Here is a 25614-nt window from a genome sequence, read left to right on the forward strand (position 1 = left end):
TTGCCACTTAGAACCTGATATATCCGCCTTTTGCAAATCCAACGGTTCAACCTTTAAGCTCATTCTCATATCCCCTTCGAAGTATAGATTAAGATGCATTAATAACTTCGACATCCCCTCACATTTTCCTTTATTATCCAATCGATTAATTACGCGGCTTTTTATGAGATCAAGTACTTGTCACCCGACAACTTCGTTCTTCGAAAGAGCGAGCACGGTGCAGTGATTTAAGTTTACAACTCAGTTCCGCAAATCATTATGGGCAGAGGCCATATTTTCGCTTGCCATTTGTTGGAACAGCCAACTTCAGGAATTGAAACCTTTCGCCTTCAAAGGCTGCTGTCCACACGAGGCCATCCAAATAGTAGTTATCCAATTCCTCGGCTCTCCTCGTGGGTGTACCCAGCTTAGCTTCGATCTGGGCTCTTGAATAACTTTGTAACAATCCATAAGGAAGCGGACCGTTATATTTTCCATGTTTCTTATTTTCTTCCGTGATCGTCATTGTTAATTCGTCAAATATATAATCACCCTCGCTTTTCTTGGTGATACCGTTGTTTTCAGCGCCAATATCGAAATGGAGAACTACACCCTCTCCACTCACAAAATAGGTCGTATCAAGATTCCTCCGCACAGTCGGCCGCCAAGTTATCTTGTCCCGCAAAAGCTGATCGACCAAAGGAGGGTAAACGCTGCTGTGTCCCAAATATTCAATGTAATCCAGAGGGTTCATTATTGCCTCTTCCTTCCTGCCTTTAGTTTTAATTATCCCGTTTTCGTTCAAGGGTCAATGCCATCTGCCCATTTAGCGGAACAGGCTACCGATTGTGCCGGCAGCCTGTTCAATAGTGCTAGCCTACCCGTTAGTTGAGTTCCTTTAATTAGGTTTTGCATTGATTTCCGTTAAAGTTCATGCATCACGAAGTCCCACCGAGCATGCTGCCGGCCGCGATGCGGTTAGTCGGTGCGGATTTGTCCCGTCAATTACTTCCTCGTTCCTTGTTTCCGGGACCGATGGTCGCCCAGACCCGGAGCGTGAATGCGGTGTTTATATGATGCACCCGACTTCTTCGAGATACTTTCACACTGCTTTTCTGTTTCTATTTTTACTCTAGTAATGTATATTTCAGTTAAGTCTTCTTTTAAACGTCACTTATTTATTACCGCGTTGTTCCGCCAAACCTATTAGAAGTCCTTCATTTCCACGAATGTAGCAGAGCCGATACGAGTCCTCATACTGAACCACTTCGCCAACGAGCTGAGCACCATACTTAGTGAGTCTGGATACCATTTCGTCAATGTCTTCAACGGTGAACATGACGCGTAGATAACCAAGGGCATTTACAGGAGCAGTTCGGTGATCTGATATAGTAGGTGGGGTGAGAAATCGCGAAAGTTCAAGTCGGCTGTGGCCATCTGGGGTAACCATCATAGCAATCTCTACACACTGTGAGCCCAGCCCGGTTACGCGACCAGCTCATTCACCTTCGACAGTAGCTCGCCCTTCGAGCTTCAAGCCAATCACCTCGAAGAAAGAGATTGCGTCATCAAGGGATTCTACAACGATGCCAACATTGTCCATTCTTAGTAATTTATTTTTTGCCATAGTTTTATCTCCTTATGTGTACAAAATTATTACCTGATCATCTTCATATTTATTCTATCAAGAATTACTAATTCCTTCCAAACGATTAACATCTTGTCACAGTTCATGATAACAAAGATAAGTCACATTATAGTAAAATGTGAAATTAGGTTTTCGGATATGTCATATTAAATCGTATAAATATTTTACTATCCCAGATGACACAAGAGCCGGGCGGGAATTTTTAACTTAGCAATATCATTAAAATCTATTCCTGGCGTTTAGGCTTGAGCAGTAGACTGAACAATGCCCCGAGTAAAGCAATGCAAGCCGTAAGTATGAAGGTATCAGAATAACCCGCCATCTCAACCATAGATGTATTACCGCCTACTTTTATTGTTCGCGCGGTAGCTCGGATCGCCAGGAAGTTGCTTAAGCCAGCAATAGCAATAGGTATTATTAAATTGGAACTTGCTGAAGTTAAGGGTGTAACTCGGCTGATCAGCTCCGCGGGAGCCGATTGAAGAATATAAATATTTAGAGACATCATACAAAGTCCCATTCCAATTCCAAGCAACCCTACGATCCCTCCAATTAGCACACCTCCTGTGTTCGGGCCAATTTGCGAGAGGAGCATTAAACCCAAGGCAATCGTTCCAAGACCCGAGCCTGCAAGAGGGCGTATACCCACCCTATCAAAAATCTTCCCGCCGATCGGCATAAGTAATCCAGAAGTAATTGCCAGCATGCTCATAACCAGCCCGGCGTGAAATGGGCTATACCCTTTGAAATTTTGGAGATACTGTGGGATAAATACGAGGGATCCATTAAGTGCGATGTATTGTATCCAACTCACAAACATGCCTCTTCTAAAGCTGATTGCTCGGAAAGCCTGAAGCGCTAAGATTGGATGTGGATGTTTTATTTCATGTAGCCATAACCAAATCAGTAACATGATACCGGCTGCTCCCATTAGCCAAACAAGCCAGGAGACAGCATCAATATTAATGCTTAGAGCAAGTAAAACAAAAGCCATAGGAGCTAAAAATAACCCAATTATATCCAAGGGGTGCTTATTATCCAAGGAAGACGAAATTTTTAGAGATTTTGCATCAAATAAATATCGTACACCTAAATAAACAGTAATAATTCCCAAGGGAAGATTAATGAGAAAAATCCAATGCCAACCACTAGATTCTAACAACCAACCAGACAAGATGGGTCCCGAAGCCGGCGCTAGCAACATAGGAATGCCAAGCATGCCCATGACCTGACCTTTCTTATTCTCCGGTGCAAGGCGAAACACCATAGCCATACCAATTGGTTGAACCATCCCCCCTCCAAGCCCCTGGATAATCCTAAAAATAGTTAACTGCATGGCGTTTTGAGCCAATGCACATAGAAGCGATCCAATTACAAATAAAATAACTGTTATGATATAAGCTTTCGCTGCTCCGAGTCTGTCCGAGAACCAACCTGCAAGTGGAATAGTAACTGACATAGCTAGCATATAACCAGTAATCACCCACTGTAACGCGTCAAAAGAAACTCCAAAATCTCTGGTCAAACTGGGAATGGCTACATTCATTGCAGTGCTGTCGATCATCACCATCATCATGCCAGGGATAATAGCCATTAGCGCAAGTACGAATGTTCTTCGTGTACGGATCTTATTAAGTTGTCCAGACGATTCTGGGGCTGCTTGGTGTTTAATCATAACGACTCTCCTTTTTACTGAACATTGTGTTGATTAACTTTTACTTATTGATTATAATGAGAACACTCAAAAATCGATGAACAAAAATTATATTTCTGTTCATTAATCAACAGCTGAGCACAAAAAGATCAGTAAAGTTACATTTTTATTAGGGAGAACTGTAATGATTGAAAAAATTGACCGGCGCATTTTGAGAACCCGCACTCTATTAAGAGAAGTTTTGCTTGATATGGCATCAGAAAAACCATTGGAGAACATTACTGTAAAAGAACTGACTGATACAGCTGGACTTAATAGAGGCACCTTCTATTTGCACTATCAAGGCATTCATGATTTTTATGAACAATTCAAAAATGAGATATTGGAACAGTTTCATCGGATCATAAAAAAACTTGGCCACACTCTAGAAAATCGTGAGCCCTTTAAAGATCCACCAGCAGGTTACGTGCGTCCATTCGAATTTGTATTTGAGCAAAAACGCTTTTTCAAAGTATTCTTGGGCCCTGGAGGTGACACAGATCTTTCACTCCAGATGATCGAATTAATAAATCAACAGTTTATGAACGCCTATCGAGCAGAATATCGGCAGACTATTTCAGTCGATATTCCTGCAAAACAACAGTATTTGTTTGCTTATCTGGCCTCAGCCTATGTGGGGACCATTCAATTCTGGATTCAACGGGAATTTGATCTATCACCAATAGATATGGCTATTTTATTCTCCCAAATCTCAAGGCTCGGATCGGCGCATGTACATTTCCCTATTTAGCTAATTCAAACTCGTAAGGCTTACGCCAAGCGGGTTTTTTCATGTATACTCTGAACTCAAATATCTGCCGGAGGAACCGGTTGCCAGCTATCCTTAAAATACCCCGCTAGTGCTGGCAGGGTACGGTTCTTCCGTCTCCCTTACCGGATGGTTATTTAAGTTGTAAACGACAAAAAGCCCACCAGCCGAAGCCAGTGGGAAATTATTAGTGCTTGGAGTACAGTAGCTTTAAACGTATGTGTTATTCAACTATCGTGTCCCGTCAGCTTAATCATAAATAATTTCTGATTTAACCATACCGTAATGAACTAAATCTTCGTAAATTCCGGACTTTAAGATTTGTTTAGGCAAATTGTCTTCTGGCTTCATCCCAATTTTCTGCATAACCTTGTAAGACGCTGGATTCTTCGTCATTGCAGCAGCAGAAATGTGATTTAAGCCCAACCCTTCAAAACCAAATTTAACTATCTTTTGCGCTGCTTCTGTGGCATAACCTTGCCCCCAATAAGGACGACCTACCCAGTAGGCTAGTTCAGCCTGGTTTTCTCTTTTTGAAACACGTAAACTTACGCACCCAATTAGCATCTCATCTTCCTTTTTGACCATCGCGAAAGAATAAATATCCTTTTTTTTAGATGCGTTTCGAGTACGTTCAATCCATGCCTCAGCCGCACCATCAGGATATAGATGAGGAATAGAGAGAGTTGTCCGTGCAACGTCTTCGCTTCCAGCAAAGGCTTGAACTAATGATGCATCCGAGGGTTCAAATAATCTAAGAGTTAAGCGGCTTGTTTGAAATCTAGGCTCCATACTTTGCCTCCCCAGGTGTTCCGTTAGTGCAATGATTTTTATAACACGTGCCCTCGTACAACTAAACACACCTTTGAAGCTTGACATTACATTCTGACGTTGTCGCAGTGACGTACTCCATATAATTCACAGAGCCGTTAAAGTTCAAATAAGCTTCAAAACGCATGCGAATTGTGGGTAAAGTAATCAAATCCAGAACATTTTCCTTTGGAACCCACCTGCACTCGCTCGTTTCATCAGAAGTAGCTAACTCTCCACCCACAGCTTTGCACACGAAATCAAACATGACCTTCGTAGGAACATCAGTCACTCCGTCATACCACTTATGGATCGCTGTATTCGAAACAACACTAATTAAATGGCTAACAGTGGCGTCTATTCCACTTTCCTCTTTGATTTCACGAATCACGCCATTAATCAGGTTTTCTCCAACTTCAGTTATCCCACCAGGATACACCCAACCATCGTCATGGGCTTTTACTAATAGGATATTTCCATTTCCATCTTCTACAATTCCGCCTGCAGATACAATATGTGTCGGAAACGCCATTTCACGACCTCCTAAAATGGATAATTTGTATATTTATTCCACATGGTTCCTATACTTTCCTGCCTTCGTACTATGTAGATAACCAGCTTCGCGGACAGTTTAGTCTGCAAAGCTGGTTTAAGCCTTATACTTTAAACATTTTCATAATCGGCATAATGGATTTGATCATTCCAAAGCCCATCTTCATTAAAGGAAATGCTTTTCCCATAAATCCCATGATACCCCCTAGGCCTCCAAAGCCCCCACCAATTCCACCTGCTGCGCTTCCTCCACCGATGCCCCCGGAGCCGGGATTCATAGCACTGCCAAACATCGAACCGCTCCCAATCATTGACCCCAACATACCTGGTATAAAACTGGAAACCCGAGCTTTGCGTACACCTTTGTTAGAAATCAATTTTGTCTTCCGCGGGCTACTCTGTCCGGACATAATCAGTTGCCCACTCTCTGCACCTGTGACCCAACCAACATAAGAACGCCCGTTCTTTAATTCGATATATACAGGTTGACCTATCCATTGCTTTGCGCTGTTCCTTGTCATTTTGGATTTTACAGCCATCATTCATCACCTCTTTTCTACAGGTATTACAATCTATTCAGGCAGTAGCAAGCCGTCTCTACGCAAGTGCCGTATGAAACTCTAATGTTAGGAATTGGTCAAGATGAATGTGTTCGTACTCGTAGAGAAAACGACAGCCCATATGCTGGCTGCCGTTTCTTCAACAAAATATGAATAATTACAATCCGTTATTTCTCCCAGAGCTCAACCAGTCTACCTTCAGGATCTTTAATCCAAATAAACTTACCAAATTCACTAATCTCTTTTTCCTTTACAAGAGGTACACCAATTTGTTCAAGATGCTTAATAGTCTCGTTTAGATTATAAACTTCGAAATTTAACATCACTTGTTGTTCTGTTGGGAAGTAAAGGTCATCTTCAGTAAAGAATGAAAAGGCAATTTCATTTCCTGAATGGGATTTAATAATAGTTCCATTCCAATTTTCTATTTCAATCTTCAGCACTTCACTGTACCATTTTTTTACAGCGTCTAGATTTTTAGTCCTCCAAAATATTCCTCCGAAACCTTTTATCATCATAATAAACTCGCTCCCTTCTCTAATTTCTTTAATTTTTCGATTAAATTAGAAATTCAAGAAATATAAACAAATTCCTTCTTCAACCCCTCCTTCTGTCGCTTACCTCAGCGAATAACCCATTTTACTGCAACGACAGCCCATAAAGTGCCAAAAATTTGCGCATCAAACTATTCGACAGCGTCAACGCATCTTCACGAGTGGATGCAGGTGCCCAAATCATATATCCATTGTCGCTATTCCAAACCTTTTGCGGCGTACTCAAGAGGAGCGTCACTTGAGTGAAGTGCTTGTTGGCCAACAATACTCACTTCACCTTTGAATGTATGTTCACCCTTCAGGCTCGTATACAATTTGCCCTGAATTACTACCGTCGCTGGTTCCGTACCCGCCTTCGCACCTTCAGCGCTAAGCTAATACTTAACACCCGCCAACGTTACGTCGATTGAACGAGGAAACGTCTTAAATACCATCCACGCCGCGCAAATAACAATAACTATTTAGCCGATTAATATTTTCTGCCTTTTCATCTAAAAACAAGCACCACCCCGAATAAATGAAGTGGCTTCTTTATTGAACTTCTCTTTTATTGAACTATCGTTCCTCGTTATCAGAACTCTTAACATACTTTTTTATTACTCTCCTCCCACATGAAACACACCAATTACGGTTTCACCATCAACATCATATAGTGGAATATCACGACCACCTGGTGATCTACTGTTCTGTATCGCAAGGGCTTCCTCAGGTGATTTTGGTTGTTCACCGTCTAAGTCTGTTTTCAGCACATATCCTGAAGTGCCATCCACACCCATAGCACTGATTAATTCAGGTTCCGTTTCTGGAGAAGTAGCATCTGAGCTAGAACCGTATGTCTGTCCGTTTTTATTTTTAGGAAATTTCATATTCTTAGCGCCAATACGAAAAGAACCAATTATGGTTTTCCCATAAACATCATACAGTGGGACATTGCCAGGTTCACCGAGATAATCTTTTTTCAGCAAATACCCTTTAATGCCATTCACACTTCCTGCTTGGATTAAATCAGGTAGCATTTCAACGGAGGTAGCTTCTTCAGCCAAACCGTATGTCTGTCCATGTTCATTTTTAGGATAGTTAGGAGAATTTATGTGGCTTTGATTAGTCGTACTTTTAGCATATGTGCTTTGGAATACCATTACACCTCCCACTACACAAACGATAAAAACCACACCAATCAATATTCTAATGCTTTTAGAATACATCCTCACATTTGTTCACTCCTAAAAGTTTTCTCGCTCTTCACGCTATAGCCGTTGTCCCGTCTGTTTCACCTCTTAAACGAAACTAAATAATGGAAAGTTGCACGTGATTTCAGAAACGCTAATCGTGGCTGAATCAAGGTTAACATACTACAGCACCTAATACCTCTACAAGTGATGTTTCCGATTTTAGCAGATAAAAAAGAACCCCCTAATCAGGAGTTCTTTTTCGTTTAAATAAACTGTACTGTTGCTATTCCTCAATTCCTTACTTCAGTTCAGCTACACTAACAGCGACCTGTTCAATTTGGCTGCTGCTCAGGGAACCGTCAAGGGAGCTGATCGTTACCGTCCGGTCGTCCAATTGGAAACCCAGTAGCGGTGTTTTGGAAGGCGTATACCATTTCGCGCTCACGCCGTTAGACAGCTTAACCTCCTTGGATTTATAACCATCGGAGTAATCCCGCGGCGACACATTCACGGTCATATGCTTAAAGATCAGATTGACTCCATCGCCCGCAGCTGCTGCTTTAACGTAGCTGTCGTTTTTGGCCATTTGCTGTGGAGCATAGGCCGTCTCAAAGGATTCAAACTTGGCGTATGCCTCTTTGATAACCTTGATTTGTGCTTCGCTGTAATGGATGGTTGTCCATTTATCTGCGGGGTTACCGCTGTCCTGTTCTGTTTCAAGCCGAATTTGCTGGCTAGCGGCATCGAATCCTACTTGGATTCCAGCCAGGTTGGCGATGGCCCGCACCGGCAAATACGTCGTATTCTGATAAGTGATTGGCGCCAGCTTTTTGCCGTTACTGTCTGTTAAGGATTGATCTGCCCCGTTTACGACAAAGGTAATGCCGTGATTCAGATATGCGTTGATCTTCTCCAGCTTGCTGCCGGCATACACGCCGGCAGCTCCCGATAAAGTCATTCCCAATACGATGACGGTCAAAAGTGTTTTTTTCATAACGAATCTCTCCTTTTTTCTGAACAATATCATTTTTTGAAATCCACAATATGCGTGACGATTAGCTTCTCTTTATCGTCCACGGTAATACCCAGCCTAGTGCCAGAAGGGTTCCAGCTCAGCGGGTATACCGGGTAATATGATAAGCCTAGCGGCGATACCTTGCCCGAGACCGTATCAAAGATATAGATCCCATTCATGCCGCCCTTATCCTCGGTATAGACCGCGAACGCTAGCTTGGAGGAATCGGGGGACCAGGACTGATGGGACAGCAAATCGCCCTTACCGATCAACAAACCTTGTACATGACCACCCGTATCGTAGATGAGCAGACGCGAGTCTTCCTGCCCGCCGCTTCTCGCGGTGGAGACGGCGATCCGTTGACTGTCAGGGGATAGACTCATAGTTGAGACGTCATTAGCCAGCAGGGTTGGTCGGGATTGTGTGGGGGTGAAACTCTTCATGCGGCTCTTGGCATCGGTGTAGTAAATCTTCCCGTTGCCCGTAGCAATTTCGGTGAAGATCTCAACATCAGGATCCTGCAGCTCGATCTTCTTCCGGGTACCGTCCACGGAAATGTTCCATATCTCGCCTCGACCCTTCATCGATCCGGCGGCAAGAACATAGGAGTCATTATTGAGCCAGCCGCCCACTTCCAAATAATTGTCGACTGTGACCTCATGCCGCTCCCCTGTAGCCATATTCTTGATCTCGTTCACGGCCTTATATTTGTCCTTCCAGGTCTGAATGAAGCTATATTTCCCATCCGGCGATAGGAAAGTTTTGATGACTTCTCCCTGGTCCGCTCCTGTCTTTTCCTTGATGCTCTGCTGATCACCAGTCTCCAGATCGAGACGGAACCGATGGTAGCTATATTGCGCTTCCTCCGTTGCGGTGGCCTGTTTCTCTACCGTGGTGACTTGGATCTCCAACTCATGGTCTGAGAGCCATTTCTCGATATTTGCGCCATTTACCTGATGTATGCGTTGAACGGCAATGCCCTGTTCAGCAGGTGGTTTGCTCTCTTTGACTACGGTCAGTTCACGTTTTCCTCCACCCGCCCCGGAGCGGGGTTGGCCCGTTGTATCCGGCGTGTTGCCTACTTGTGCTGTGCTGCCCTTCTGCTCAACGTTACAGCCGGATAAGATACCGGCAGTCAGCATGGTCGCGGCCATCAGCCCGGCGATGTATTTCCCTTTGTTCATCAGGGACCTCCTGCTTCAAAAATTATTCAGACCCGGGCCACTTGATCCAGTTGTTGTCTCCTTTCGATCCAACCCGATGCAAAGCTCCCCCATGGCCTTTAGTATATAAAGACAATATTGCATTAACATATCCGACTTGTAACGAACTTGTAAACAATCCGGGAAGCCGGCATTGTCTGAATCATGGCGAAAAGCCCGGATGATCTCATTCATTCCGGGCTTCGTCATTTGGTGTATATATTATCCTCTCCGAACCGAAGGCATGCAGTAGAAGCTCTACCCTGAGACGCGAACCGTCCGGTCCCGTCTCTACAAGCTGCACCGTTCCGCCTTGCTTCTCGGTTAGATTGCGAACTAAGGCTAACCCAAGTCCAGTTCCGCCGCTAGCTCTTGACCGGTCTCTACTGACCGTATAAAACGGATCGAAAATTCGGGATACGGCGTCCTCGGGAATACCGATTCCCGTGTCAGCAACCTCAATGATCATCCGGTGTGTTCCGTCTGCTGACGCTGCCGTGAAGTTCATCAGATGAACTTGTCCGCCTGGGCGGTTATATTTTATCGCATTGTCCAGTAAATTGAGCATGATGTGCATCACGTTCTCGGGATCGGCCCACACCTCACCTTCAACAAGCGAAGTATGAATCGTAACCCTGCAGCTATCCGCCTTTCCTTGCAGCCGAGCCACAGCATCCTCCAGCAAAGGCCGCAGTGGAACCGCCTCCGCCTGTGTCTCAAATTCGTAAACATCCATCGCTGACAGATGTAGCGCCTTCTCCACAAGACTGTACAGTCTCTGTGCCTCCACATGGATGCGTCTTCCGGCATCGTCCAGCAGGGTAGGATCATCGCTGTACATCGTCAACAGGTCGGCGTACGCGATAATCGAGGTTAACGGCGTCTTTAGCTCATGGCTGATATTACCGATGAACTGCTTTTGCTGTTGTTCCAGTTCTCGCAGCAGCCCCACCGTTTCAAGCAGCTTCTGCTTTTCTTCATGCAGAGCACCGACAGAACTGGAAATGCTGCCGCTCATCTCATAGATTCCTTGTGCAAGCTCGCCCAGCTCATCCTTTCTGACTACCGAAGGGGCCGATAGATAATTCCCTTGACCAATTTGCGATGCCGCCCTGTTCAGCCGGGCAATGACATTGACCTGTCGCCGGACATACAAGTAGCCGATTAGGAAACCTGCACCCAGCACGGTGGCACCGGCAAGAAGAAACAACTGGCGAATGCGGGCGTAAAAAGCATTTTGCTCGGCGAGCGAAGCATGAAACTGTACCGTGCCCAATCGCTGTTCGGCATTGTACAGGGGAGCAAGGAATAACAGCTGATCCCCTTCGGTAATGTATGATAACTGCCCCTGTGCCGTAAATTGTAGAGCATCCTGCACATCTGCCCGAGGCTGAAATGGCAGCGAGGTGCCGGCAAATGAGCCATCTACCGTATACAGCGTCACCGCCATACCGCTTTGCGCACCCAAATCCACGGCCAGCCGTTGTCCCGTCTGCTTCATAAATTGATCCGGCGGAATCTTGCTTCCTGTCAGATATTCCTCCCGCACGCGCAGATTGGCGGCTTCTGCCTGTCGGGTAAAAGATTGCTCCAGCATCGTTCGCTGGTTCTCCCGGATGCCGCTCAGCACCAACACGCTCAGGCAGGTTACGATAAATACGAGCAACAGGGCGAGTAACAATGACAATTTCGCCTTCAAGCCGAGCCGAAATTTGCCGGTCATCTAGGGTGACCCCGTGCTTTTATAGCCAATGCCGTAAACGGTCTGAATGAGTCCGTGGTGACTGCCCAGCTTTTTGCGCAGACGCTGCACATGGATGTCCACCGTGCGGGTACCACCCGCAAAATCCATATCCCATACCTGTTCCAGCAGCATTTCCCGAGAATAGACCCGCTCCGGATTGCGCATAAGCAACACCAGTAGATCAAATTCCTTCGGCGTTAAGTCTAGCAGCTCACCTTGAATAGACACCACACGGCTGAACAGCTCGGCAGACAGTTCTCCCAGTCTCAACACATCCTGCTGCTCCTGGTGCATTTGCTCCACATAACCTCCCCGACGCGATAGCGCCTTGACTCTAGCCAGCAGCTCCCGCATATCAAAGGGCTTGGTCATGTAATCGTCAGCGCCTAACTCCAGACCCAGCACTTTATCGACAATATCATCTTTGACAGTCAGCAACAGAATCGCAGGCCGCGGTCGACCATCCAACTTGCGGCAAACGTCATAACCGCTTACACGAGGCATCATGACATCTAGCACCATCACCGTGGGCTGGAACAACTCCACCTTGTCCAGCGCTTCCTTGCCGTCCGCAGCCATCTCCACCTCATACCCTTCCCTACGCAGCGCATAAGCTACAGCCGCGCGAATGCTGCTCTCGTCATCCACCACAAGTATTTTGATCATGAACATCTCCTCGATTACTTTGTACCATGTATTATACCAAACAAGCTGAAACGGTTGCACGGTCCTTAATCTCCACGATCCAGACACGATCCTACCCGTTCATTAGTATAGAAAAGGCTGCCATCCGGCAGCCCTAATGCAATTGAACTATCGTGTCCCGTTAGCTTAACTCCGAAATTACGGACTCCTTCTTTACCACCACAGGATATACACGACCAAAGCAATCTCTTTGCATGTTATCCCGCTTCTATGCTGACGGAATAAGGGCTGCTTCGCGGCAGCCTCTTCAAGTATCGTGTCACGTTAGCTTAATCTCCTCAGCCAAATTTAATGCTGAGCTTTCAGCGCCCTTCCCAAGAATATCTTGTGATAGAATCTTGACCTTTCCCACATCATCAGAACCCATAAGTATAAACTCGATACTCCCATTTTCAGCATTTAATCTTACCTCAAGAATCTCATTACTGTTAATCAAAAACGATGGTGGTTCAATTTGAAGTGATTCTACAACACTAAATGTCATTATTCCTTCCTGTATTTCGGGCTCGGAAGTATCATGATGTTTTTGTCTCCACTGACATAATTCCAGCTTTAATTGAACCTTTTTCTCATCGAGCAAGTATTCAATTTGCTCTACAATGCTATCTTGTAAGTCGTAAGTTTCCAATAACTCTTTTGGCTTAACTATAATCGCCTCCTACAGTACGATGCTGTGTAGATACATATGGCTAAAAACAATCCTTGCCTTGTTCTGAACTAACGTGTCCCGTTAGCGTAATCATTTATTTATCTTTAAGCTTTACTTTTTGGTACCGTTCTAAGGCTTCTTTTGTCAAATCACGCCTGGGCAGTTTCGAGTTAATTCTAAGAAGAAGTGTAATGATTTTTAATAATAAAATGACAATTATTACTTGCATCATAAACACCACCTACATCCAATTAATAACCTTATGCATTAGTTTCTGTCGTAACGTGTCCCGTTAGTATAAAAGAACACGTCATTCTATTGCTTTTCTTGCAAACTTAATATCAATGTTAGGAAATTTTTTTGTACTAACTCTTTTGTTTTTATGTAATCTTCAGAACTGCATGCCATCATGTACATGCATGATGGCAACATTGAATTAAAATAACGTGCTGTCTCGAAGTAGATTTATCTACTTGAAAACAGCCCTTACTTGCCATGTCACTCTTCGCTATAAAGGAGCAATCATCCTCAGCAGCACGTCAACTCTCGGAAGCTGGTACCCACCAATCTTCTGCACATTAAGCACCATCAGACCAGAGAGGACCGATAGGTAAGACGAAATCATTTCGTCCAAATCTCCAACCACAAGCTCTCCGAGCTCTTGTCCTTCCCGGAATAATGCCTGCAGTTGCTTGACGTAATTGTCCATCGAGTAATGCCTCATCAACTCCACCACCTTTTCAGGCACTCCATCTGATGTTCGTGCCTGATGGATCAGCAGAAAGTAGTCCGTACCACCTTCATCCAACATATCTTGCGTTAACACTCTGATTTTATCGATCGGCGACCCCGGCAGCTCATAAACACTTTGTATAGCCTCATCCGATGCAATCATTGCTCTTTCAACAAGTGTTGTGAAAAGCTCTTCTTTAGACGCAAAGTAATGATAAAGCAGCCCATGACTAATCTCGGCTTCAGCGGCAATCATGCTCATTTTCGTCCCAATAATCCCCCGCCTTGCAAAAACTTTAAGCGCAGCGCTTATAATTTGCTCCCTGCGTTCATCTCGAATGTGATGCTGTTGTTCTTCATTCAACGGAGACAATACGTCTTTCACTCCTAACTTGGAATCATTTTAGTTAATGCTTCTTCTAACGGCAGCTCGTATTCTTTCAGCAGGTCCGCGAGTAGTTGCTGTCCTTCCTCCGATGCCTCAAGCACCGACTTGACCATCTGTGGATTAAACAACTCATGCAGCGGTAATGATAGCGAATTAACGCCCCAGTATAACCCGAATAGCTTGAAATTATGATTCGCAGTCCCCTCTTTCAGGATCAAATTCATATACCTGCTGCCAAAAGCAATTCCTTTGAGTGGTTCAGTGCCTGCCTCATATTCGACGCCATCCCACTGCAAATCCGCTGCGCAATTTAACCACCAGGCAGGGGTAATGACCTTCTCTTGTATCCTACGGAGCACCTTTTGCTCGAAATGAGGCTCAGGGTTGTTCTGTCGCTCCTGCAATAAGGTGTTTAGCAAATCCACTTCTATGGCAGCAACCGTCATCCCTTGACCAAAAATCGGGTCATAGATACAGAACGCATCGCCCAACACTAACAATCCGTCCGGCCATCTTTCCATTTCCTCATAGTGGTGACGGTACAGTTCTGGTACACGAAAACCCTTAGGCGGGGTGATAGGTTCGAGCTCACACAAGATTTCTGCAATCATAGGGGTAGGAAGCTGAGCGACCTCTTGTTCGAAATCTTCCGCATTCGTTGGTGGATAATGCCCACCTGGACGATACAGCAGCATTTCAGCCACCTGATTCTCTATAAAGGAAAATACACCCGTAAATGTTCCCTTGACCGGTTGGCCCATGATGTTGATCACATCCCATTTCTCAATCAGGTGCTTCAAATGCGCAGGTACGTTATATCGACGCGTACTGTATCCGATAGCTGCTTTCATCCGATCAGAGCGAGGTATATCATATCCAAACTCCTTCAACCATTGCGTCAGTTTGGAGGCGCGGCCGCTGGTATCCACAACAAGATCCGCCAAGAATTCGCTCTTCTTGCTTGTTCCTCTCCTACGTACTTGGACTCCCGTTATGGCCGTATGATTCGGAGCTGTATGAAGCCCAATGACATCATGCTCCTCTAGCAGCCGTACATTGGGAATCTCCTTTACACGTCCACGGATCACCCACTCCAGTACAGCACGGCTGAACTTTATATCGTTCCGTTGATAAGGTCCGGCTACCGTTCCATATTGATTCATCATATGAACGGTTTTATTTAGTGAACTTGGTGAACCAAGAGCCACCAGTTCTTCCTCATAGCCAGGAAAAAGCTGCTCCGTAATCATTTTACCACGCTGTGTGAACCTATGGGGATGAAAGCCATGCGGAGCACCATTCCGATCTGCGGGATGATGCGGAAATTCGTCCTTGTCGATAAGGATTACCTCTTCGTAATACGACGAGAGGACCCTTGCCGTCATCAAACCTGTGATGCTGCCACCGATCACGATAGCCTTGCCTTCTTTTTGTTTATTCTTCATATGATTCACTCCTAACTTTCGATTGACTTAATCAGTCAATTATTTATTAAAATATGTGTTGGATTTTTAGATTGACTGAATCAGTCAATAGTAGAATAGACGATTATTTTCCGTAAGTCAATAAGCTAAATTCCTTTTTTTAACAGAACAAAGCAAGGCAATGTCATAGACCCTAGGTGGAAATATGGGAGGTTTGCTCCATGGCTTCGGAAATCCGTTAACGCAACTGTTTTTAATAAAGTATTAGACCGAGACTCCTTATCTATCAACGAATCCCGGTCATTTTAATCGCAATGATATTTATAAAAACGTTAGACTCAATTTCGTATTGAAGTGTTGCTTAAGTTAAATCCGTATAAAAAGTTGTAGACTACCCCATTGAGCTATCGTGTCCCGTTAGTTGAACGGACCATTTTGTATAATTCCCCATTCTGTCCATAACGACAAGTTTCATCATCAATACGCTACATTTTACTAACTTGTCCACGATGTACTGCGCTGCATATGGCTAGTGAATTCCCATCTGGGTCATAAAATCCACTTGCTCCATTCATCTTAACTTTACGAGTATGCAACCCTGATAGCATAGGCTCAACATTTGCTGAGTAGAAGTCGATTACACTATGGGTTATATTCGTGTAGCTGTTCACAAATGCAAGTCGTTGTTCATCATGTGTTTCAACCAAGTAAAAGTTTGGTACTCCAAGCCGTTCGCCTCCGTCAAGATAAAGCATTGCAGCCTCCCAATCTCTCTCTGGTTCACCAAGAACTTTCATGCCAAAGGTCTCGGTATACCAGGCAACAGCTTTTTTCAAATCCGTGACAGGAATTTCTACGCCTGCAACACGCGATACGAACGGATGCGCTTTTGGGATTTCTTGATTACCTCCTCCTTGACCAGTGAGTTCAACACTACAAACCCCAAACGAATTACCGTCGCAGTCCCGAAAACCAAATCCTTGACGATTCGGTTCCTGCTCCCAATCAATCTCATTTACATCAACACCACGTTCTTTTAGAAAACGATAGTATCCTTTAAGATCATGCGTATAGAGTTCAATGACACTTTGAATATAACCATGCCGCGTATTCTTCTAGGCTCTCATCGATTTCCCACTCCGTACCATTAGATGTTACTTTATCAAAGACATTCTGACCGTCATGAATATAAAGAACCGGATAGTGTTTACTGCTATTCTCATATCCCCTAGGCAGGTATATCCAAACTCTTCTTTCAACGTCTAACTGAGGGATGTAGAAGTCATCAATAATTCTCACATCACCTGTTATGGAGTGGCCTTCTGACGGAGAAAATACGCTTCTCCAAGGTTTAGCCATGATCGGTTTCATTTAATACGCCCCCTGAATTGTTTCAGAAAATAATAAATTCACATTAGTTGGATGCTTGTTAGATTTACCTTGTTCAATTTCTAAATATCAGTGAAATACTTCATTGTTGCCGTAATTTAAATGATCCACCTTTAGTTCAATCATTCTTGGTACGATAGACAGACAGAATCTATCAACTCCTCTAATGAGCCAATAATCTGTTCGATTTCGTCTATATGATAAAAAGTACATGTGGTTCCGATATCATTGATTTCATGTGCTGAGGAGTATAAATATATTTTCTTTTTCGCTCCTATAGCAATTCCTAACTCTACATGGCTCCCTTTCCCCGCTGGAAACATAACAATTACAACATCTGCATCCAAAACCCCTGTTACTTCTTCTTGGCCAATTTTACAGAGTTTTGATATGGAGTCTATATTTGAGTGTGTTGTCCAATCGTACGTTTGTATAAACCCACGGGCTTTTAAACTTTCAGCAACTCGCCGTACATTTTCTATATTTTTGAGACTGGATGCTATGTAAAATTTCACATGCTTCCCCCGTTCCGATTTCTTTAGTAGTTATATATTAACACATATTGGAAGTATCCTGCGCGTTAGTTAAGCAAAGACAGCCGACACAAAAAGCCGGCTGCCTTCAAAAGTTTTTATTGAACTATCGTTTCCCGTTAGTGCAATACCTACATTTCTGGTTGTGCAAATGTACGACGGGTATCCAATGAATAAATACATGCGTGTCGCATGGAGTAAAAAAGTTATTTTTTCTTTACCGGTATCCAAATCTCCCCAGTAACATACTCTGCCATTCCATAATACATCTCGAAACTAGGACCTTCAACCTGTTCGTATTCTGATGTCGGAAACCATTCGGAATAAATCCGTCCCCATAACTTTATTAAATCACATTGCGGTTCCGGGAAAATCGCCCACGTTAGTGCCGGAACGGATAGTTTTGTAAATCTCTCTGGAATTTCAAACCCTTTTGGCAAAAAATAACTCACCATGTATTTAAAAGATGTACCAGTATGATCATATAAGGCAGCGTGTAAGATGGTGTTACTAAATCGTCCCAGTATTCCATTCATCCCTTCAACACTGCCATCTACATCACATTGTTGACGAAATTGAGCAACTTCAGCATATACTTTTTGGGGATCGGAATTGACCAGACCATAGGCTCCAAACATTTCAAAAGACTCTTTTTGTTCAATTCGGTAATTCATCTCGATATCTCCTTTTATTGAAATATGAAAGGACATTCGAGGATAGGCTTTTAGAGAAACGCCTTTATCGCGCGCAGATATCGGTATTATCCCATGAAGATTCTTAAACGCCCGTGCAAACGCTTCTGGCGAATCATATCCATATTTCATAGCTACATCAATAACCTTTGTATCTGTTGTCTGCAGTTCAAATGCTGCCAATGTCAACCGTCGACGTCGAATGTACTCCGATAACGATACTCCCGTAATAAATGGAAACATCCGTTGAAAATGATACGTAGAGCAACAGGCTCTCTGCGCTATTTCATCATATGATATGTTGTCCGCTAGATTTGTTTCGATATATTCCATGGCGCTATTCATCCTGTCCAACCAATCCATCGTTTTCCCTCCTTTCAAGATAAATTTTATCGCAGATAAAAAATGAATACCGTGCATTTTCTGCACGAAAAAGTCAGCATGTCGAAGATGTAAAGAATTATTATTTCGCTATGCTTGCTCCATAAATCTCCAATATCGCCACATCGCCTGAAGTCGATCCCAACAAATGTCTTTTCGAAATTTTTATTAGCGAGCAGATTCCATTCGTTTTATAAATCCAGTCTTAGTGCCCAGGTATCCTACTGACTCATAAAATTTATGTGCTTGTTCTCGGTTTTCACTAGAAGCTAAGATTATGTAAGAACAGTTCATTTTACTAGCAAAATCCTCAAGTGTAGCCATGAGAGTCTTACCAATCCCCTTTCCTTGATACGTTGACGAAACCACAACATTCTCTACCAACATATATGGTTGACACTCTCCCACAATATCCAGGCATACGATTCCCATTGCTGTTCCAATTACCTTTTCGTCATTAGATGCAACTGCAACTAAATAATTTGGTTGTTTCGAAATAATCTCTAACTGATATTGCATCTTTTCAATGTTAGAATCAGTTCCAACATACTCAATGAAAAATTTAGACAAGTCATTAGCATCTTCAATTCCTGCTTTTCTCACTTTTATATCCACATATTCAACTCCAACGAATTTTTAGTCACAGAGTGGTGCTGGGACTTTTATCTCGTCTCATATTTAGCTGGTTTAATGTAACGACCTTCTATGAATTCGAGATAAAAATCTCTGGATTTAATCCCTTGAGTTCATCAATTACAAAATATCCATCTTGCCTAACGAGAACATCATCAAACCACAACTGCCCTCCACCATATTCCGGTCTTTGTATGTATACAATATCCCAGTGTATCGAAGATAAATTTGCATCTTCGCATTGAGTTGCAGTAGTCCCTACTGCAAGATGAATACTACCCCAAATCTTCTCATCAAATAATATATCTTTCACGGGATTTGTGATATATGGATTCAGACCAATTCCAAACTCGCCAATATATCTTGAGCCTTCATCTGAATCAAGTATTTGATTCAATTTTTCAGTGTTGTTGGCTACTGCTTCAACAATTCTTCCATCTTTAAATGTAAACTCTACATTTTCAAATGTCGTACCTTGGAAGATCACAGGAGTGTTAAAAGTAATAAATCCATTGATTGAGTGTTTCTTAGGAATACTATACACTTCACCATCTGGAAGGTTTTGATGGCCAGCATCCATTGATACGGGCATATTTTTTATAGAAAAAGACAAATCAGTACCCTGTCCTACAATCCTTACTTTTTCTGTGGTTTTCATTAAATCAACAAGTTTCTTCATCTGTAAAGAAAGTTTAGAATAATCTAAATTACAGACATTAAAGTAAAATTCCTCAAATCGATCTGTTGACATATTAGCTGCTTGTGCTGCTGAAGCATTTGGATATCTCATAATGCACCAATTGGTTCTGTCCCATCGATATGCATGGACTTCATGATAATAATTCTTCCAATAAAGATCCATCTTCTCACGTTGTACCTCATTTAATTCATTAACATTCTGATCCGCTCTGATGAGGAGGTATGCATCCATTTCTTTCATTCGCTGCTTGTCAAAATTAGCCATAGATGTGATCTGTTCTAGCGAACAGTTATTTAGTTGAATTGCTAATACTTCATTGTCAAGAAACACAACAAAAGGAATTCCGCCCACATGATAAGCTTCTTCAACGATTGCCTTTGCTAAAAGATTTTCATGTCCCTCTACTTCGATGAGAAGTTTCTCATTTTTCTTGAGATTAAGTGAGTAATTCACTACGTTACGAGCAAGCAATTGCAATCTTTGATCCTTCATGAAAACCCCTCCAGTATGTCGTATTACCACCTAATGACTTATGCACGAACTTCGTTAATTAATTTTATCAATGGAAACTTATAGAAAATATATAATAAACAATTAGAAATTTTATTTACCCATAATGAGAGCGTAAAATATGATGCGTAAATAGTTAATATAACAAATGTCGGGATCCCGAGCGGCCTTTGTTTTCCATTCTTCTCCGGGATATACTTCCGTCGAACAGGGGAAGGTATACCTTGTCATACAAAGCATGGAATCTTTAACGACGCGGCAAGTTTCACTTGATGTTACGGCCTGGCATGTTGCTCGCCCTGTCTCAGACAGGACTTCTATCGATACGCTTCTACGCAAAGCTTTCGCCGTACGCAGGCATCCTAGCTACATGGGGGCTTGACCCCTCCCGTGGCCGGACTTTCACCGGCTAGAAGTGCGTGCTTCTGGGCACGTGATTAATAAAAATGAGCAGGCTGCGGTAGCCTGCTCAACAATATGTGTTATTCGACTCTTCATTAGGATTTCTCTGATGGAATCAGGCTCGATCCCGTCTACGTATGTTGTAGTTCATTATTTATTCTTCGCCGTATCCATACCATAGAATCGCTGCTTTAATGGAATTGAGTTGGAACATAATGGTCATGGACAAGTAAATCATTGCCGTCGGACTGTTGCCTTGAACAACAACATAGATTTGCAGAGCCAAGTTAATAAAGTTAGCAAGAATCCAACCAATCCAAGAAATCGCTTTACCCTCTACCATCAAATATTGCGAAATAACTTGGACTAGGAAAACTAAAACGTTAAACACGATGACCCACATCGGTGCATCGGCAGGCAGGATCGTACCGCCATAGAAGTAGAGAACGACAGAACCAACCAAAGCTATGATTGCTGAAATATATAAATTGGATTTCGTTACTTTCGTGACTTCAATTTCTTTTCCCATCGTCAGGAAGCCTTTGGCGTACAGCGCAGCACAGTAGATCCCTACGAACACATTTCCTAGCAAGCCGTATCTAAAGTTATTAAACGTATCAAATATAGCTCCAACGACACCCAAACCACTGGCCGTTTTCCCATATTGATTGGCGAAGAGCAACACGATCACCATACCTAGAATACCGCCAATAAATGAGGTAACGAGAAGGAGATCAAAGGTACCACTATAACTATAATAAGAGCTAGCCATAACCAGAATGATCCCCAATATGAGCCAACATGCGTCCCACGTTTTGCTTTTTAGAACTTTATAAATTCCTTGTTTCATACACCTATTCCCCCTCCGTTAGAACGGTTAATGCCAATTTGATAGACTGTAATTCTCCAATTTTCATTTGTGATTCTCCTGACACCAATTCATTGACCCCATCTGCCAGAGGTTCCATATATGGCACGACATTATTGAGAATCGATAACGTTCGAAGTCCCCGTAGATGGCCAACAACATAGAGAGCGCTTGTCTCCATATCTGCACCTAATACTTGTTTGCGCGACCAGAAATCCTCTACTGCTATGTTATTGTCCATATAAAAGCCGTCATGGCTTCTTGCAATTCCACACTTCACTGGAATTTCTGTTTGCTTCATGGCTCGCATCAGCAGCTCACTTGATGGAATGGCCGGGAAATCCTTTGGAACATATTTTCCGGTTAAACCTTCATCACGAACAGCGCCTGTTACGACCATAATTTCGCCAACCTTAAAGCTGCTGTCCATCGCACCGCAGCTTCCGGCACGAATCACGGATTCGACACCTATCGCTTTCAGCTCCTCAATGGCAATAACCATAGAAGGTGCACCAATACCGGTCGACAGGACTAGAATCTTGTGCCCCTTAAACGTACCAATCGCAGATTTGAACTCACGATTATATGTGATATCTTGTGGATTTTCCAGAACCGATTTCACAATATCTACCCGGGCGGGATCTCCTACTACAATTGCTTTTTTGACAGCCAACGATCCATCCAGCTGAATATGAGGTTGTTTTTCCATTATTTCTACTCCTTTGAACCCAGCTCAATTAATAAGTTTGGGTTCCGTAATTTAATCACGCCATTATCCATTTCAATCAGCTCTAAATCTTTCAGTTCTTTTAATACGCGATCGACACTGCGTGGCGTAGAGCTAATCCGTTTTAATAGCGCCTTTCTTTCGATATAATCGCTCTTGCTTAACGAACTTAACACCGCAACAACTTGACGCTTCGTGGAGAACAAACTATACGACTCGATTCTTTTGCTTAATTGATAAATTTGTTTACATAATGATTCAGTCAAATTTCTGGCGAAGCCTCGGTCTAATTCCATCCATTCGAGAAAAGATTCTCGAGACAATTTTAATAACACCACATCACTTAAAGACTGCACGGAAGAGCTAAAAGGGATTTCTTGAAGAAGCTCATGCTCGCCAATAATATTTCCTGGTTCATAGATGTCAAGCGTGATCTTTCGACCCGAATCGCTAAGAATAAAAATGTCTATTTTCCCTTGAACAATGATGTAGACTTCTGAATAGATGGTTCCCTGTTCAAGCATAAACTTCCCTCTTGCGTACTCTTTGACTTGAAACTTTTTAAGAACCGAATACGGGCAGTGTTTTAGAAGCTCTGCAATTTCTGGAGTACTTTCTATAATCTCAATGAGTCTGTTCACACATCTCTTCCTTTCTTCCGGACCGGCAAAGTATGGACTCAGAAATTGATAATCGAATTCGTTCAACACTTCACTCATATTGTATCAAGGAAGACCATGTGAATTAAACGTCAATTATCTTCATAATGGAGATAAGAGAAAACGTTTTCATGTTTTTTGGTAGACAAATGTCTACATTGTCTTTAGTCTGGTGCATGGTGCTTGTTCTATGCGTATTTATTCTGTATGTGCACTAAAAAAGCATCATTCGTCGTATGAGAATGCTCTTGGGAAAGAATGGCTCTAGAAATATTTAGCGCACGAACCTCCTATCGCTAAAATTGCAACTACCTGTCGCACAAAAAAAGCGGCAGCCATTCGGCCCCGCTTGTGTGCTGTTCGCTTAATCACATTCCACTTCTTCCGGTTATATGACGTTAATGGGATCAAGTTCTTGACACTGAATGACAAGTTAATGATCTATTTTACCATATATCGCTTGGTGGTCTACTCATTCGAGTATCCGGTTTATAATATTTTGTTAGCCAATGGTATAAAGACTTTTCTTTGAAACCAAGACTCTCATACAATTTTTTCGCTGGATTGCCTTTGACAACCCCGAGCTTCACGATTTTCTCGCCTCTACGCATAATTTCATTTACAAGGAATGAAACAAAAGCTCTACCGTATCCACGTGATTGAAAATCTGGGCGAACGGAAACATGACTTAGTTCATTACCGTCAATAACTCCGACTGCCACGATTTCACCGTCGACAAGCATCACGAATCTATTGTTTCTATCATCGACAAATCTCTTCCTCTCCCTTTCATTAGGTGGGAAATAATAAGTCGGAAGCAAGCCCACGCGTTTATGCATTTTGTAAAAAGCTATTTCCCAAATATTATGACATGTAACATAATCATCATCTTCATATTGTCTGATGGAAATATGACTTTCAGGAAGAGGTTCACCTTCACGCTCCATGATGTAAGACGAATAACTGATATAATAACCGTTCTTATAAAAAAATTGAAGTGAAGAATGGTCACCATCTATACATGGAACCAATGAACGTTCTACTGCCTCGTTGTGGGAAAGCAATTTATTTGCTTTTGCAATAAGTACGGTACCAATACCCATTCTTCTGTATTCCTTGCTTACAAATATCATCGTCACAGTTGCTCTCTTAAAACCATTAAATGAGAGAAAACCTACTGTTACGCCGTTGTAATGGGCAACAAGTATACTGTCAGAAAATATTCTTTCACTCTCTTGTAAATATTTGTACTGTTCATTTCCACACAACATAGCTCTGATTGCGGCTTTATCCCTTTCGGGTTTATAGGGTTCTATTAACAGATTTTCCACTGGTATTTTCCCTTTCTATAGATAAGTTTAATTATAATATTTTACCATACAACTTCTGTGCATATTTATTACGTAATCCTGCACTTTTAACGCCACTGCTTCCTTGCCATTGGTTTTTGGCAATACATATATCGTTTTAACAAAAAAAGCCGCAACTACGCGGCTTTTGAGCATATATGTTCTTGTCACCCGACATCATACATACAATAATGACACAAACATGTTACAAGAGACTTGTAACATGTTTGTGTCACATATAAAGAATTTGAGCTCGCATGCAGCACATCTGTCTATCGCGAATTCTACTAACGTTTCGAACGCTATCCCTTCCGTCAGCCGTTCTCATTATAAAATTCCCCTTATCAAATTATCAAAGGCTGCTACAAAAAGACTAAATATTTCGTTCCTCATACTCAAAGGGTTCTTCACAAGAGTAAATTTCATGGAAAAAACCCATATACGGGATATCGTATTCCAGGCACTTTATTCGATACGTCAACTCCTCATCACACTCCGGCTCTTCGCCGTTGTTCCGCATTACCTCGAATGCATCTACAATACCTTCCATGAGGTTTACTTGGATAAATAAGGGCAATTTTTCTAGCATTGAATCTTCGATCCTGGTCTCAGATCTGTATCCCTCGAGGGCTGTTTTAAAATAATCATCCATAAACTTTTTGCGTTTACCGGCATCTGGTTCAAATTGTATCCAGCCCACTCCGTTTGTCCAGAGACTGGCCAAGTCAAACATATACCAACAGTAACAAGAATTATCGAAATCATAAACGGTTATTTGCCCGTTATCAAAATCTATCGAATAATTCCCATCATTCTAATCAAAATGGATCATACCGAAAGACTCACGGTTCCTATCCAATTCTTCTAAGGTGTTAAAAAGTTGTACCAGCTTCTTTCATAAGTTATCTCTTCCAGCAGATTCCCATTCAGGGAGTTGACTACATTGAAACACTTCCGCCATGCTCGAATAAATACCTGACATACTCAAGTTCACCTAGAAAATCTTCTCGGCTTCTGTCATTTAAGAAGACGATTCTGAGTATTTTTGCATCGGTGCCCTCCTTTTCACAGGTATAAACGACATTACGCCCTCCGGCATGTGCCTTAACCAGACTGGTTTCATACCTTCCAACCCGTACAACTCTGATACGAATGGAAGTAAATATGCATTACCG

At 42.7% G+C, this 25614-nt stretch carries 27 protein-coding genes and 1 pseudogene; 1 reads left to right on the forward strand and 27 read right to left on the reverse strand.

Annotated features, from left to right (window positions below):
- Positions 1–256: 256 nt before the first annotated feature.
- From ACFQZR_RS14100 to ACFQZR_RS14110, 3 genes and pseudogenes are all read right to left on the reverse strand, one after another.
- Complete coding sequence (locus ACFQZR_RS14100) at positions 257–784, reverse strand: hypothetical protein (RefSeq protein WP_379346833.1); 528 nt, start codon at positions 782–784, stop codon at positions 257–259.
- A gap of 369 nt (positions 785–1153) precedes the next feature.
- Positions 1154–1606 (reverse strand): annotated as a pseudogene (locus ACFQZR_RS14105) (VOC family protein).
- 247 nt (positions 1607–1853) lie between these two features.
- A complete protein-coding gene (locus ACFQZR_RS14110) occupies positions 1854–3302 on the reverse strand; it encodes an MDR family MFS transporter (protein ID WP_379346835.1) in 1449 nt (482 codons plus the stop codon).
- A gap of 163 nt (positions 3303–3465) precedes the next feature.
- Here ACFQZR_RS14110 and ACFQZR_RS14115 point away from each other — a divergent pair, with 163 nt between their 5' ends.
- On the forward strand, positions 3466–4071 hold the full coding sequence (locus tag ACFQZR_RS14115) for a TetR/AcrR family transcriptional regulator (RefSeq protein WP_379346837.1): 606 nt from the start codon (positions 3466–3468) through the stop codon (positions 4069–4071).
- 267 nt (positions 4072–4338) lie between these two features.
- Here the strand turns inward: ACFQZR_RS14115 and ACFQZR_RS14120 are convergent, their stop codons facing one another.
- From ACFQZR_RS14120 to ACFQZR_RS14235, 24 genes are all read right to left on the reverse strand, one after another.
- Entirely contained in the window at positions 4339–4881 is a 543-nt protein-coding gene (locus tag ACFQZR_RS14120; RefSeq protein ID WP_379346839.1) for a GNAT family N-acetyltransferase, read from the reverse strand.
- Between the two features lie 61 nt (positions 4882–4942).
- On the reverse strand, positions 4943–5431 hold the full coding sequence (locus ACFQZR_RS14125) for an NUDIX hydrolase (RefSeq protein WP_379346841.1): 489 nt from the start codon (positions 5429–5431) through the stop codon (positions 4943–4945).
- Positions 5432–5555: 124 nt separating this feature from the next.
- Positions 5556–5993, reverse strand: coding sequence for an LSm family protein (locus tag ACFQZR_RS14130; protein WP_379346843.1), 438 nt, complete (start codon positions 5991–5993; stop codon positions 5556–5558).
- A 185-nt stretch (positions 5994–6178) separates the two neighbouring features.
- The gene (locus ACFQZR_RS14135; protein WP_379348843.1) at positions 6179–6526 is read right to left on the reverse strand and encodes a VOC family protein; all 348 of its coding nucleotides are present in this window, start codon (positions 6524–6526) and stop codon (positions 6179–6181) included.
- A 124-nt stretch (positions 6527–6650) separates the two neighbouring features.
- Complete coding sequence (locus ACFQZR_RS14140; RefSeq protein ID WP_379346845.1) at positions 6651–6827, reverse strand: hypothetical protein; 177 nt, start codon at positions 6825–6827, stop codon at positions 6651–6653.
- 334 nt (positions 6828–7161) lie between these two features.
- Complete coding sequence (locus ACFQZR_RS14145; protein WP_379346847.1) at positions 7162–7770, reverse strand: hypothetical protein; 609 nt, start codon at positions 7768–7770, stop codon at positions 7162–7164.
- A gap of 265 nt (positions 7771–8035) precedes the next feature.
- Entirely contained in the window at positions 8036–8731 is a 696-nt protein-coding gene (locus ACFQZR_RS14150) for a hypothetical protein (protein ID WP_379346849.1), read from the reverse strand.
- Between the two features lie 29 nt (positions 8732–8760).
- Positions 8761–9906 carry a TolB family protein gene (locus tag ACFQZR_RS14155; RefSeq protein ID WP_379346851.1) on the reverse strand — a complete coding sequence of 382 codons (1146 nt, stop codon included), beginning with the start codon at positions 9904–9906 and terminating at the stop codon, positions 8761–8763.
- Between the two features lie 235 nt (positions 9907–10141).
- On the reverse strand, positions 10142–11677 hold the full coding sequence (locus ACFQZR_RS14160) for a sensor histidine kinase (protein ID WP_379346853.1): 1536 nt from the start codon (positions 11675–11677) through the stop codon (positions 10142–10144).
- Positions 11678–12364 (reverse strand): response regulator transcription factor, encoded by a 687-nt coding sequence (locus ACFQZR_RS14165; protein ID WP_379346855.1) that lies wholly within the window; start codon positions 12362–12364, stop codon positions 11678–11680. It lies immediately after the preceding gene.
- Between the two features lie 298 nt (positions 12365–12662).
- Positions 12663–13031: a hypothetical protein gene (locus ACFQZR_RS14170; RefSeq protein WP_379346857.1), complete on the reverse strand. Its 369-nt coding sequence runs from the start codon at positions 13029–13031 to the stop codon at positions 12663–12665.
- A 529-nt stretch (positions 13032–13560) separates the two neighbouring features.
- Positions 13561–14157 (reverse strand): TetR/AcrR family transcriptional regulator, encoded by a 597-nt coding sequence (locus ACFQZR_RS14175; protein ID WP_379346859.1) that lies wholly within the window; start codon positions 14155–14157, stop codon positions 13561–13563.
- A gap of 14 nt (positions 14158–14171) precedes the next feature.
- A complete protein-coding gene (locus tag ACFQZR_RS14180; protein WP_379346861.1) occupies positions 14172–15617 on the reverse strand; it encodes an FAD-dependent oxidoreductase in 1446 nt (481 codons plus the stop codon).
- A 464-nt stretch (positions 15618–16081) separates the two neighbouring features.
- On the reverse strand, positions 16082–16690 hold the full coding sequence (locus tag ACFQZR_RS14185) for a VOC family protein (RefSeq protein WP_379348845.1): 609 nt from the start codon (positions 16688–16690) through the stop codon (positions 16082–16084).
- Positions 16674–16967, reverse strand: a complete 294-nt coding sequence (locus ACFQZR_RS14190) for an alpha/beta hydrolase-fold protein (protein ID WP_379346863.1) — start codon at positions 16965–16967, stop codon at positions 16674–16676. The genes ACFQZR_RS14185 and ACFQZR_RS14190 overlap by 17 nt, the downstream gene beginning before the upstream one ends.
- A 140-nt stretch (positions 16968–17107) precedes the next feature.
- Positions 17108–17500: a nucleoside 2-deoxyribosyltransferase gene (locus tag ACFQZR_RS14195; protein WP_379346865.1), complete on the reverse strand. Its 393-nt coding sequence runs from the start codon at positions 17498–17500 to the stop codon at positions 17108–17110.
- A 224-nt stretch (positions 17501–17724) separates the two neighbouring features.
- Complete coding sequence (locus tag ACFQZR_RS14200) at positions 17725–18573, reverse strand: AraC family transcriptional regulator (protein WP_379346867.1); 849 nt, start codon at positions 18571–18573, stop codon at positions 17725–17727.
- Positions 18574–18759: 186 nt separating this feature from the next.
- Positions 18760–19206, reverse strand: a complete 447-nt coding sequence (locus tag ACFQZR_RS14205) for a GNAT family N-acetyltransferase (RefSeq protein ID WP_379346869.1) — start codon at positions 19204–19206, stop codon at positions 18760–18762.
- Positions 19207–19294: 88 nt separating this feature from the next.
- Positions 19295–20416, reverse strand: a complete 1122-nt coding sequence (locus tag ACFQZR_RS14210) for an aminopeptidase (RefSeq protein ID WP_379346871.1) — start codon at positions 20414–20416, stop codon at positions 19295–19297.
- Between the two features lie 574 nt (positions 20417–20990).
- Complete coding sequence (locus ACFQZR_RS14215; RefSeq protein ID WP_379346873.1) at positions 20991–21686, reverse strand: nicotinamide mononucleotide transporter; 696 nt, start codon at positions 21684–21686, stop codon at positions 20991–20993.
- A 4-nt stretch (positions 21687–21690) separates the two neighbouring features.
- Positions 21691–22413, reverse strand: a complete 723-nt coding sequence (locus ACFQZR_RS14220; protein ID WP_379346875.1) for a nucleoside phosphorylase — start codon at positions 22411–22413, stop codon at positions 21691–21693.
- A 5-nt stretch (positions 22414–22418) separates the two neighbouring features.
- Positions 22419–23150: a Crp/Fnr family transcriptional regulator gene (locus ACFQZR_RS14225; RefSeq protein ID WP_379346877.1), complete on the reverse strand. Its 732-nt coding sequence runs from the start codon at positions 23148–23150 to the stop codon at positions 22419–22421.
- A gap of 386 nt (positions 23151–23536) precedes the next feature.
- The gene (locus ACFQZR_RS14230; RefSeq protein WP_379346879.1) at positions 23537–24421 is read right to left on the reverse strand and encodes a GNAT family N-acetyltransferase; all 885 of its coding nucleotides are present in this window, start codon (positions 24419–24421) and stop codon (positions 23537–23539) included.
- A 391-nt stretch (positions 24422–24812) separates the two neighbouring features.
- Entirely contained in the window at positions 24813–25139 is a 327-nt protein-coding gene (locus tag ACFQZR_RS14235; protein ID WP_379346881.1) for a hypothetical protein, read from the reverse strand.
- Positions 25140–25614: the final 475 nt, after the last annotated feature.

It is taken from the genome of Paenibacillus sp. GCM10027629 (assembly GCF_042676425.1).
Lineage (GTDB): Bacteria > Bacillota > Bacilli > Paenibacillales > Paenibacillaceae > Paenibacillus_K > Paenibacillus_K terrigena.

Coding starts and splice junctions, on each gene's coding strand:
- ACFQZR_RS14135 (WP_379348843.1), bottom strand. CDS start 6,526: ATGATAAAAGGTTTCGGAGGAATATTTTGGAGGACTAAAAATCTAGAC.
- ACFQZR_RS14220 (WP_379346875.1), bottom strand. CDS start 22,413: ATGGAAAAACAACCTCATATTCAGCTGGATGGATCGTTGGCTGTCAAA.
- ACFQZR_RS14155 (WP_379346851.1), bottom strand. CDS start 9,906: ATGGCCGCGACCATGCTGACTGCCGGTATCTTATCCGGCTGTAACGTT.
- ACFQZR_RS14190 (WP_379346863.1), bottom strand. CDS start 16,967: ATGAAACCGATCATGGCTAAACCTTGGAGAAGCGTATTTTCTCCGTCA.
- ACFQZR_RS14180 (WP_379346861.1), bottom strand. CDS start 15,617: ATGAAGAATAAACAAAAAGAAGGCAAGGCTATCGTGATCGGTGGCAGC.
- ACFQZR_RS14130 (WP_379346843.1), bottom strand. CDS start 5,993: ATGATGGCTGTAAAATCCAAAATGACAAGGAACAGCGCAAAGCAATGG.
- ACFQZR_RS14115 (WP_379346837.1), top strand. CDS start 3,466: ATGATTGAAAAAATTGACCGGCGCATTTTGAGAACCCGCACTCTATTA.
- ACFQZR_RS14125 (WP_379346841.1), bottom strand. CDS start 5,431: ATGGCGTTTCCGACACATATTGTATCTGCAGGCGGAATTGTAGAAGAT.
- ACFQZR_RS14110 (WP_379346835.1), bottom strand. CDS start 3,302: ATGATTAAACACCAAGCAGCCCCAGAATCGTCTGGACAACTTAATAAG.
- ACFQZR_RS14200 (WP_379346867.1), bottom strand. CDS start 18,573: ATGGATTGGTTGGACAGGATGAATAGCGCCATGGAATATATCGAAACA.
- ACFQZR_RS14145 (WP_379346847.1), bottom strand. CDS start 7,770: ATGTATTCTAAAAGCATTAGAATATTGATTGGTGTGGTTTTTATCGTT.
- ACFQZR_RS14210 (WP_379346871.1), bottom strand. CDS start 20,416: ATGAAGGATCAAAGATTGCAATTGCTTGCTCGTAACGTAGTGAATTAC.
- ACFQZR_RS14165 (WP_379346855.1), bottom strand. CDS start 12,364: ATGATCAAAATACTTGTGGTGGATGACGAGAGCAGCATTCGCGCGGCT.
- ACFQZR_RS14120 (WP_379346839.1), bottom strand. CDS start 4,881: ATGGAGCCTAGATTTCAAACAAGCCGCTTAACTCTTAGATTATTTGAA.
- ACFQZR_RS14225 (WP_379346877.1), bottom strand. CDS start 23,150: ATGAGTGAAGTGTTGAACGAATTCGATTATCAATTTCTGAGTCCATAC.
- ACFQZR_RS14160 (WP_379346853.1), bottom strand. CDS start 11,677: ATGACCGGCAAATTTCGGCTCGGCTTGAAGGCGAAATTGTCATTGTTA.
- ACFQZR_RS14150 (WP_379346849.1), bottom strand. CDS start 8,731: ATGAAAAAAACACTTTTGACCGTCATCGTATTGGGAATGACTTTATCG.
- ACFQZR_RS14215 (WP_379346873.1), bottom strand. CDS start 21,686: ATGAAACAAGGAATTTATAAAGTTCTAAAAAGCAAAACGTGGGACGCA.